Raw genomic sequence first — 10,351 nt, 5'->3', positions numbered from 1 at the left:
GTGCCGTCCAGGTCGATCATGGCCTGGTCGATGCTGCGCTGGTCGGTGGCGTCGAAGCCGATCAGGGCCGGGGCGATCTGGTCGATGACCGCGTCAACGGCCTTCTGCACGCCCTTGCCGAGGTAACGGCCCTTGTCGCCGTCGCGGAGTTCTACGGCCTCGTGTTCGCCGGTGGAGGCACCGGAGGGAACTGCTGCGCGGCCGATTTGGCCGTCGGAGAGCAGGACTTCAACTTCTACGGTCGGGTTGCCGCGGGAATCGAGGATCTCGCGGGCGTGGATGGCATCGATAAGCGCCATGAATATGCTCCTTTGGGTGAAGCGATCTGCTGGGAATCTGACTGCTGGGAAACTAGCGGTGGATCAAGCTGAAAACCGACGTCCTCGTCGCCCTTAGCCTAGTCGAGAGTGGGATAAGTTACGGAAAGCTATCCAGTCCCCGGACGCGGTGCTGATGGTGCCGCGCCGCGGGCATCGCCGTCGTGCGGGCCCTCCTGGGCCTCCTGGAACGCCCGGTTGGCTGCCCGGAGCGCCCGTTCCGCGTCCAGTCCGTTGGCCCGGGCCGCCGCGACGATGCCGAACAGCACCTCACCGAGTTCCTGTTCGGTGGCGGGCGCGACGGCGGCGGGCGGCGCGGGGGCTGGTGGCCGCGTTGCGGCCGTGGCGCGTTCGGCGCGGTCCAGCAGCTTCTGGGTCCGGGCCAGGGCCGGCAGGGCGGCCGGGACGCCGTCGAAGACGTGGCCGCGGTCCGGCTTCTCGGCCCTCTTGACCGCGTCCCAGGTCTGGACAATGTCCTGCACTTTGGCGGGGAAGGTCTCCTGCAGGGTCCCGTCCGGGCGGAAGACGTGCGGATTGCGCCGGATCATCTTCGCGCGCAGGCCACGGGCGACGTCGTCGAACGTGAACACGCCGCGTTCCTCGGCGAGCCGGGCGTGCAGCACCACCTGCAATAGGACGTCACCGAGTTCCGCCTGAAGTTCGGCGTCGCCGCCGTCGGCCTCGATGGTTTCAGCTACCTCATGGGCTTCCTCGAGGAGGTACTCCACAAGGGAGGCGTGGGTCAGGGCGCCCATCCAGGGGCAGTTGACGCGCAACTCGGCGATGGTTCGCACCAGGTCGCCGAGCGGCGCGTCCACGGGGTTGGAGTCCTTAGCCAAGGCCGGCGTAGGCCTCGTTGATGTATTCGACCAGGGCTTCCTTCTCCTCCAGCGGCAGGAACGCGGCCTCGGCTGCATTCAGCGTGAGCTCGAGCAGGTCATCGAGGTCGTAGTCGAAGGTCTCCACCAGGAGTTCGAACTCGTCGGTGAGGGTGACGCCGCTCATCAGCCGGTTATCGGTGTTGATGGTGACGTTGAAGCCCAGCTGGTAGAGCATGTCCACCGGGTGGCTCTCGATGCCTTCACCGAAGCCGGCGATCGCGCCGGTCTGCAGGTTCGACGACGGGCAGATTTCGAGGGCGATGCCGCGGTCCCGGACCCAGCTGGCGAGCTCGCCCAGGGTCACGAGGCCGATGTTGTCATCGACTTCGTCGCTGTCCGGGTCGGCGTCCTCGGCCTCTTCGAACTCGACGGACACGTCTTCGGCGATCCGGACGCCGTGGCCCAGGCGCAGGGCCCGGCCGTCTACGAGGGCTGACTGGATGCTGTCCAGCCCGGCGGCCTCGCCGGCGTGGATGGTGGCCGGGAAGTTGTGCTCGGCCAGGTAGGTGAAGGCGTCCTTGAAGCGGGAGGGCAGGAAGCCGTCCTCGGCCCCGGCGATGTCGAAGCCGACGGCACCCTTGTAGCGGTGGCGGACGGCCAGCTCGGCGATTTCCTGGCCACGGTCGGCATGACGCATGGCCGTGATCAGCTGGCCGACCTGGATCTCGCGTCCGGTCTCCGCGACGGCGTCGACGCCGGCATCGAGTCCGGCCTGGACCGCTTCGACGACGTCGTCCAGGGACAGGCCCTGCTGCAGGTGCTGTTCCGGTGCCCAGCGCACCTCGCCGTACACCACGCCGTCGTCCGCCAGGTCCTCAACGAACTCCTTGGCCACGCGGAACAGGCCTTCCTTGGTCTGCATCACGGCGATGGTGTGGTCGAACGTTTCGAGGTAGCGGACCAGCGAGCCGGAGTCTGCGGATTCGCGGAACCACTCCCCCAGTGCGACGGGGTCCGTGGAAGGCAGGGTGTGGCCGACGGCCTCGGCAAGTTCAATAATGGTGGCCGGACGGAGTCCGCCGTCCAGGTGGTCGTGAAGGGAAACCTTGGGAAGGCCCTTCAGGTCGAATTCGAGGTCAGGGGCAGCGTCAAGAATAGTCTCAGTCACGTTCCAACCTTAGGGTCGGACGGCGCCGGGCGCTACTTGCGGGAGGCGTCGTTCTCCGCTGACCGGGCAGTCAGCACCGGCTCGGACCCGGCAGCGTCCGCGGCGCCGTCGGTTGCGGCATGGTCCGGTGCAGTGCCGGCGGCGGCACCGTCTGTCGGCTCGTCGTGCCGGCCCAGCCGTTTGTGCCACCAGCGCAGCGCGTGGTCAACGGCGATGCCCAGGACAATGGCGAAGACGACGGCGATCCCGGCGCTGAGGAGCGGGTTGTGGTGCAGCCACGGGAAGGAACTGGCGAGGATGCCGATCCCGATCGAGTAGATCACCCAGGTGAGGCACGCGACGGCGTCCAGGAAGAAGAAGCGGCGGTGCGGGAACCCCGTGGTACCGGCCACGTAGTTGACCGCGACGCGGCCCCAGGGGATGTAGCGGGCGGTGAAAATCAGGACCGCGCCGCGTTTTTCCAGCTCGTACCGGGCCCAGGCGAAGACGCGCTGGACTTTGGGTTTCCGCATCCAGCGGAAGCGTTCGATGCCGATCTTGCGGCCCAGCAGGTAGGCCATGTTGTCCCCGGCGACGGCGCCGATCAGTGCCGTCAGGCCGAGGAGCCAGAGGTTGGGCTGTCCACTGTGCCGGGAGTACGCGGCGAGGGCCACAATCAGGGTTTCGCTGGGCACCACCATGGCGAAGCCGTCGACGAAGAAGAACACCAGCAGGAGGGGGTAGATCCACCACTGGCCGGCTGCATGGAGCACGGCCTCATTAATGAACTCCACGCGGGCTGCGCTCCTCGAAAACTGAAGGGTGGGAATGTACCCGGGACGGAAGGGGATCGGTAATGCTGGTTTACGGCACCGACGTGACGTGAATCGCACCTAAGTGTCCCACGTGCCGGGCGCCGGGCGCTACGCGGCGGGACCGAAAAATCCGGCCATGACGCGGGCCACGGGGCCGCTGTCAGCCGTCGGCGGGCGGGGCCGTCCGTTGCCCGTCCGGCTGGCGTCCGTCCGGCTGGCGTCCGTCCGGCACCCGGCCGCGGAGCCGGCTGAGGCCGAGGTCGACGGCGATGCCCAACAGAATGGCGCAGATGATCGCGATGGTGGCGCCGAGGAGGTGGTTGTCTTCGAACCACTGCCCGAAGAACAGCCCGACCGCCACGGAGTACCCGGACCACAGCATCGCGGACAGTATGGTGAGGCCGACAAAGCGGGAGTGCGCGAAACTGGTGGCGCCGGCGGTGAGGTTGACCGCCACCCGGCCGATGGGGACAAACCGGGCCACCATGATCAGGGAGGCGGGACGTTTGCGGAGTTCACCGCCGGCCCACAGGAAGGCCCGTTGCGCCCGGTACGCTCGCATCCAGGCCCAGCGTCCGGTGCCGGTTGCCCGGCCGATCAGGTAGGCGATGTTGTCGCCGGTGAACGCGCCGGCGGCTGCGATCACGGCCAGCAGGAGCGGGTTGGGCACCTCGGCGGAGGCGGCCACCGCGGCCAGTCCGACCACCACGGACTCGCTAGGCACGGGCGGGAAGAACCCGTCGATCACACAACAGGCGAAGACGAGGACGAGGACCCAGGGTTGGCCTGCGGCTGCCAGGATGAAGTCGTTAATTGCCTGCACGGTTTCCTAACGCACGGCGGTGCCCGGTTTCTCCCGGAATACTGTGGTGCCAGGGTACTGCCCGCCCCGGCGCCCGTTGCCCTATCACTTTTGGCGGCTAAACCGGGGTCAGAGCAGCCAAAAGTGATAGGGCAACGGGTGGGGTGGGGCGGGGGTCGCCCGGGGGTTAAGCGATCCGGTCGATGATGAGCTGCTGCGCAGGGCGCGAGCCCTCGGGAGCGATCACGGCGGCGTGCTCGAGCGCCTCCTTGGCGCGGTCGAACTTCTCCGGCGTGTCCGTCAGGAGGGTCATCAGCGGCTCGCCGGCGCGGACCGTGGCGCCGGGCTTGGCGTGCATCCGCACACCGGCGCCGGACTGGACCTGGTCCTCCTTGCGGGCACGCCCGGCACCGAGGCGCCACGCTGCGACGCCCACGGCCATCGCGTCGAGTTCCACCAGGACACCGTCCGCCTGCGCGTAGATGGTTTCGGACTCCTTCGCGACCGGCAGGGTGGCCCGCGGGTCGCCGCCCTGGGCCTCGATCATCCGGTTCCAGACGTCCATGGCCCGGCCGTCCTTGAGCGCGGCGCGCGGATCGGCGTCGTGCACTCCGGCGCAGGCGAGCATCTCCTCGGCCAGCCGGACGGTGAGTTCGACGACGTCTTCCGGGCCGCCGCCGGCGAGGACCTCGACGGATTCCTCGACCTCAATGGCGTTGCCGGCGGTGAGGCCCAGCGGGGTGTTCATGTTGGTCAGCAGCGCCACGGTGTTGACGCCGGCGTCCTTGCCCAGGGCCACCATGGTCTCGGCGAGTTCCCGGGCCCGGGCCTCGTCCTTCATAAACGCCCCGCTGCCCACCTTGACGTCCAGGACCAGGGATCCGGTGCCTTCGGCGATCTTCTTGCTCATGATCGAGGAGGCGATCAGCGGGATGGCCTCGACCGTGCCGGTGACATCGCGCAGGGCGTAGAGCTTCTTGTCGGCCGGGGCGAGTCCGGCGCCGGCGGCACAGATCACGGCGCCCACGTCCTGGAGCTGGGCGAGCATTTCCTCATTGCTGAGCGCCGCGCGCCAGCCCGGGATGGCCTCGAGCTTGTCCAGCGTCCCGCCGGTGTGGCCGAGGCCGCGGCCGGACAGCTGCGGCACGGCGACCCCGAAGACGGCCACGAGGGGCGCCAGCGGCAGGGTGATCTTGTCCCCCACGCCGCCGGTGGAGTGCTTGTCCGAGGTCGCCTTCATGCCGCCGTCGGGCCGGCGCAGGCTGGAGAAGTCCATCCGCTCGCCGGAGGCGATCATGGCCGCGGTCCAGCGGGAAATCTCGGCACGGTCCATACCGTTGAGCAGGATGGCCATGTTCAGGGCCGCCATCTGCTCGTCGGCGATGGCGCCGCGGGTGTAGGCGTCGATGGTCCAGTCGATCTGGGCCGGGCTGAGCACGCCTTTGTCCCGCTTGACGCGGATGATGTCGACGGCGTCGAACGCTTCAGCGTTGCCGCCGGATGTGTTGCTGGTGGTCTGTGTCACCGGGTTTCCTCCAGGTTTTGGGGGCCAAATGCATCGGGGAGCACTTGGTCCATCGTCTTGATGCCCTGCGTGGTCATGAGCTGCATGTCGGGGGCCCGGAATTCGTAGAGCAGCTGCCGGCAGCGCCCGCACGGCATCAGCACGTTGCCGTCCGCGTCAACACAGTAGAAGGCGCGGAGCAGGCCGCCTCCGCTCATGTGCAGGTTGCCCACCAGTGCGCACTCGGCGCAGAGGGTGAGCCCGTAGCTGGCGTTTTCGACGTTGCAGCCGCTGACGATCCGGCCGTCCGCGGTGAGGGCAGCAGCCCCCACCGCGAACTTCGAATAGGGCGCGTAGGCGTTCTTCATGGCCGCGACGGCGGCGGCCTCGAGGGCAGCCCAGTCCACGGCGGCGGCAGGCATGGTGTCCGTCATGGTCAGCCCTTGACGTACGGGATGCCGCTGGCTGCCGGCGGCCGGGAGCGACCGACCAGTCCGGCGACGGCGAGGACCGTCACCAGGTACGGGAGCATGGCCATGAACTGGCTGGGTACCGGGGTGCCGATGATCGTCACGATGCTCTGCAGGTTGTCGGCGAAGCCGAACAGCAGGGCGGCGAAGAACGCACCGATCGGGTTCCAGCGGCCGAAGATCAGCGCAGCCAGGGCGATGAAGCCGCGGCCGCCGGAGATCTCCTTGGTGAAGCTGTCGATCGCGACCAGGGTGAAAAAGGAACCGCCGATGCCTGCGATGGCGCCGCCCAGGGTGACATTCCAGAAGCGGGTGGCGTTGACCTTGATGCCCATGGTGTCGGCGGCCTGCGGGTGCTCGCCCACGGCGCGGACGCGCAGGCCCCACTTGGTCTTGAACAGGCCCACCCAGACAACGATCACGGCGATGTACATGAGGTAGCCGATCAGGGACTGCTTGAACAGGATGGGCCCGATCAGCGGGATGTCGCCGAGGACCGGGATGGTGATGGGGTCCAGGTGGGCCGGCGAGTTGAACTTGTCCTTGTCCGCCTGCATGACGGTGCTAAACAGGAAGCCGGTGACGCCGGAGACGAGGACGTTGAGCACAACGCCGACGATGATCTGGTTGACGACGTATTTGATGCTGAACAGGGCCAGGACCATGGACACCAGCGCGCCGGCGACGGCCGCCGCGAGCAGGCCCAGGAAGGCGTTGTGCGTCAGGGTGGCAATGATGGCGGCCGTGAATGCGCCGCCGAGGAGCTGGCCTTCGATGGCGATGTTGACAACGCCGACACGCTCGCAGAGCACGCCGGACAGCGAACCGAACACGAGCGGCACCGCCAGGGTCACCGATCCGGCGATCAGGCCGGCGAGGGAGATGTTGGTGGTGCGGGCACCGCCGACCACCCAGATGAGGAAGGCGGCGACGAACAGCACAATGAAGGCGACCGTGACCCAGCCCGGGACCTTGGTGTCGCGGGTCTTGAGGAATACGGCGTAACCGGCCAGCGCCAGCATCAGCACCGACAGGACGATGCCGCCGAGGAACGCGGGGACTTCGAGGGCCGGGAGCTGGAAGAAGTCGCTGCCGGTGGAGATCCCGAACTTGGCGGTCTGGTGCGGGCCCATCAGGCCGAAGAAGATGAACGCGACGACGGCGAGCACCACCAGGGTGGCCGGGAGCTTCCAAGTCACCGGCTTGGCGGTCACGGCGGTGGTGTGCTGCTTGGGCGACGCCGCGCCGGCTGCGCGCGGTTCGGGTTGCGGCTTCCCCGGCTGGGGCGAAGTTGCTGTTGTGCTCATGCTGCTGCTCCGGTGGTTGCTGCCTTTTTGGACGTGGCGGCCTTGGCGGCCTTCTTCTTGCGCGGGTTCAGGCCGAACACCGCGCGCACCAGCGGCGGGGCGGCGATGAAGAGCACGATCAGGGACTGGACCACCAGGACGATATCGATCGGCGTTCCGGTCTGGATCTGCATCTGGACGGCGCCGGCGCGGAAGGCGCCGAACAGCAGGCCGGCGGCGAAGGTGCCCCACGGCGTTGAACGTCCCAGCAGGGCCACTGTGATGGCGTCAAAGCCGTAGGTGGCTGCAACGCCGTCGGTCAGGACCTTTTCGGTGCCGGCCACCTGGGCGACGCCGGACATGCCGGCGAGGGCGCCCGCGATGGCCATCACGAGGATGGTGGCCCGCGGAACGTTGATGCCGGCGGTCAGGGCGGCCTTGGGGTTGGCCCCGACGGCGCGGAACTCGAAACCGATCGTGGAACGGTTCAGCACCCACCAGACGAAGACGGTCGCGGCGATGGCCAGGAGGAAGCCCAGGTGCAGCCGGTACTGGGTGCCGAGGATCTGCGGGTAGACGGCGCTGGGGTCCAGGATCGGCGAAATCGGGTTCGTCTCCCCCGGCCGCTGGAATGCCGGCGTGTTCAGCAGGTACCGCAGGAAGTACAGCGCGATGTAGTTGAACATGATGGTCAGGATCACTTCATGGGCGCCTGTGCGGGCCTTGAGGAAACCGACCAGGCCGGCCCAGAGCGCGCCGCCGACGACGCCGGCGACGAGGACCAGCAGCAGGTGCAGCCCCATGGGCAGGTGCAGGGCGAAACCGACCCAGGAGGCGAGGATGCCGGCCATGATGATCTGGCCCTGCGCACCGATGTTGAAGAGGCCGGCGCGGAACGCCAGGGCGACGCCGAGACCGGCGGTGATCAGCGGGGTCGCGATGGTCAGGGTTTCCATCAGCGGGGCGAACTGCCCGGCCACCCCGGAGCCGCGGGGGTTGAACACGGAGCCCTGGAAGAGCGCTACGTAGGACCGGGTGGCGGCGGACCAGACGGCGGTCAGGAAGTCGCTGGGCCGGGCGAAGAGGTAGCCGGCGGTGGCGCTGACGGTCTTGTCGGTGCTGGCGATCAGCAGGCCGCCGAGGATCAGTGCGAGGAGCACGGCCAGCACGGAGACCATGCCGGATCCGGTGAAGATTTTCCGCAGCACGGAGTCGGGGCCGCCGGGGACAATGCCGCTCTGGCCCGAGACCGGGACGGCGGAGGGGCGCATGGCCCCGCCGGCGGTGTCCAGGGAGGTGACGGTGGTGGAATCTGCCGCCTGCGCTTCGGTTTCCGACGTTTCTGTTTCGGCTGCGGGGGTTTCGGCCGCGGGGGTTTCCTGCGGGTCCGGGTCAGCCGCGTGGCGGGGCTTGTTGGTCTCAGTCATGGTGCTCTCCTACGGCGCCGGAGGTGGGCTCCTGCGCGGGCTGGGCGGCGGGCGCCGGGGCAGCGGCTGTTGTTGCCGGGGTCTTGGTGGTGTCGGCGTGGGCCTCGTCGGGCGACAGGCCGGCCATCATGAGGCCCAGGACGTCGCGCCCCGTTCCGGCCGGCACAATGCCAACCAGCCGGCCTTTGTAGAGCACGGCGATCCGGTCGGCGAGCTCGATCACTTCGTCCAGTTCGGTGGAGACGATCATCACGGGGGTGCCGTGGTCGCGCTCCGCCACAATCCGCTTGTGCAGGAACTCGATGGAGCCGACGTCGACGCCGCGGGTGGGCTGGGAGGCGATAAACAGGCGCAGCGGACGGGACAGCTCGCGCGCCATGACCACCTTCTGCTGGTTGCCGCCGGACAGGGTCCCGGCCGCCAGCGCCCCGGACGGGGTGCGGACATCGAATTCGTCGATCCGGGTCTTGGCGTTCTCCAGGACCTTCGCCGGGCTCATGCTGATGCCCTTCGCGAAGGGTTCCTGGTCGTAGCGGTCCAGGATGAGGTTTTCGGCGATCGAGAAGGTCCCGATCAGGCCGTCCACCGAGCGGTCTTCGGGCACGAACCCGACGCCGGCTTTGAGCACGTCCTTGACGCTGCGGCCGACCAGTTCCTCGCCGTCGAGGAGGATGGAGCCGTGGACGCGGTCCTGCAGGCCGAGGATGGCCTCGGTGAGCTCGGTCTGCCCGTTGCCCTGCACACCGGCGACGGCGAGGATCTCACCGCGGGCGATGTCAAAGCTGATGCCGTCCACCACGTGCTGGCCGCTGGGGGCGATCACGGTGAGGTCCTTGACCTGGAACGTGGTTTCCTGCGGCTTGGCCGGGGCCTTGTCCAGGGTCAGGTTCACGGCCCGGCCCACCATCATCGAGGCGAGCTCGGTGGTCGAGGCGGTGGGGCTGGCGGAACCAACCACCTTGCCGCGACGGATCACGGTGATGGTGTCCGAGACGGCTTTGACCTCGCGCAGTTTGTGCGAGATGAAGACAATCGACGTGCCGTGGCTCTTGAGCTGGCGCATGATGTCCAGCAGTTCGTCGGTGTCCTGCGGGGTCAGCACGGCCGTGGGCTCGTCCAGGATGAGCACCTTGGCGTCCCGGACCAGGGCCTTGATGATTTCCACCCGCTGCTGGACGCCCACCGGCAAGTCTTCGATCAGGGCGTCGGGGTCGACGTCGAACCCGTACCGGTCGGAGATCTCCTGGATCTTCCGGCGGGTGTCATCGAGATTGAGGAACCCGCCGGCCTTGGTGGTTTCCGCGCCCAAAGCCACGTTTTCCGCGACAGTGAAGACGGGGACCAGCATAAAGTGCTGGTGCACCATGCCGATGCCGGCTGCCATGGCGTCCCCGGGGCCGCGGAAGCTGACGGGTTTGTCGTCGATGAGGATCTCGCCCTCGGTGGGCTCGTAGAGCCCGTAGAGGACGTTCATCAGCGTGGACTTGCCAGCGCCGTTCTCGCCGAGCAAGCAGTGGATCTGCCCGGGTTCAACCACCACATCAATGTGGTCGTTGGCTACCAGGGAGCCGAAGCGTTTAGTGATCCCCTTGAGTTCAAGTTTCAAAACTCTGACCAATCTCGATTTGTGTCCGGGGCACGGCCCGGACGGGGGTGATGGGGCTGCAGGACCAGCCTAGTGCCTGCTGCCGTGGGTGAAACCAGGGGTTGTGCCCCCGGCAACGAAAAGCGCCACAGCCCGTCCGGTCTGGGACCGTCCGGG

At 67.9% G+C, this 10,351-nt stretch carries 9 protein-coding genes and 1 pseudogene; all 10 read right to left on the bottom strand.

Annotated features, from left to right (window positions below):
- Positions 1 to 299: pseudogene (gene eno, locus AC1DBE_RS15370) on the bottom strand (phosphopyruvate hydratase); the annotation flags it as partial.
- Between the two features lie 128 nt (positions 300 to 427).
- Positions 428 to 1,072: a MazG nucleotide pyrophosphohydrolase domain-containing protein gene (locus AC1DBE_RS15365; protein WP_476971070.1), complete on the bottom strand. Its 645-nt coding sequence runs from the start codon at positions 1,070 to 1,072 to the stop codon at positions 428 to 430.
- Between the two features lie 76 nt (positions 1,073 to 1,148).
- Positions 1,149 to 2,306, bottom strand: coding sequence for an adenosine deaminase (locus tag AC1DBE_RS15360; RefSeq protein WP_476971068.1), 1,158 nt, complete (start codon positions 2,304 to 2,306; stop codon positions 1,149 to 1,151).
- Positions 2,307 to 2,338: 32 nt separating this feature from the next.
- Positions 2,339 to 3,079 (bottom strand): DedA family protein, encoded by a 741-nt coding sequence (locus AC1DBE_RS15355; protein ID WP_476877984.1) that lies wholly within the window; start codon positions 3,077 to 3,079, stop codon positions 2,339 to 2,341.
- A 181-nt stretch (positions 3,080 to 3,260) separates the two neighbouring features.
- Positions 3,261 to 3,923, bottom strand: coding sequence for a DedA family protein (locus AC1DBE_RS15350; protein WP_476877983.1), 663 nt, complete (start codon positions 3,921 to 3,923; stop codon positions 3,261 to 3,263).
- 166 nt (positions 3,924 to 4,089) lie between these two features.
- Positions 4,090 to 5,427: a thymidine phosphorylase gene (locus tag AC1DBE_RS15345; RefSeq protein WP_476971067.1), complete on the bottom strand. Its 1,338-nt coding sequence runs from the start codon at positions 5,425 to 5,427 to the stop codon at positions 4,090 to 4,092.
- Positions 5,424 to 5,828, bottom strand: a complete 405-nt coding sequence (locus tag AC1DBE_RS15340) for a cytidine deaminase (RefSeq protein ID WP_476971069.1) — start codon at positions 5,826 to 5,828, stop codon at positions 5,424 to 5,426. The genes AC1DBE_RS15345 and AC1DBE_RS15340 overlap by 4 nt, the downstream gene beginning before the upstream one ends.
- A gap of 14 nt (positions 5,829 to 5,842) precedes the next feature.
- Complete coding sequence (locus AC1DBE_RS15335) at positions 5,843 to 7,183, bottom strand: ABC transporter permease (RefSeq protein ID WP_476877981.1); 1,341 nt, start codon at positions 7,181 to 7,183, stop codon at positions 5,843 to 5,845.
- Complete coding sequence (locus AC1DBE_RS15330) at positions 7,180 to 8,589, bottom strand: ABC transporter permease (protein ID WP_476971066.1); 1,410 nt, start codon at positions 8,587 to 8,589, stop codon at positions 7,180 to 7,182. The genes AC1DBE_RS15335 and AC1DBE_RS15330 overlap by 4 nt, the downstream gene beginning before the upstream one ends.
- Complete coding sequence (locus AC1DBE_RS15325; RefSeq protein ID WP_476877979.1) at positions 8,582 to 10,195, bottom strand: ABC transporter ATP-binding protein; 1,614 nt, start codon at positions 10,193 to 10,195, stop codon at positions 8,582 to 8,584. Before AC1DBE_RS15325 ends, AC1DBE_RS15330 begins: the two co-directional genes overlap by 8 nt.
- Between the last annotated feature and the right edge of the window lie 156 nt (positions 10,196 to 10,351).

It is taken from the genome of Arthrobacter sp. 10T416, assembly GCF_056394165.1.
This window is presented reverse-complemented; position numbering and strand designations above follow the sequence as displayed.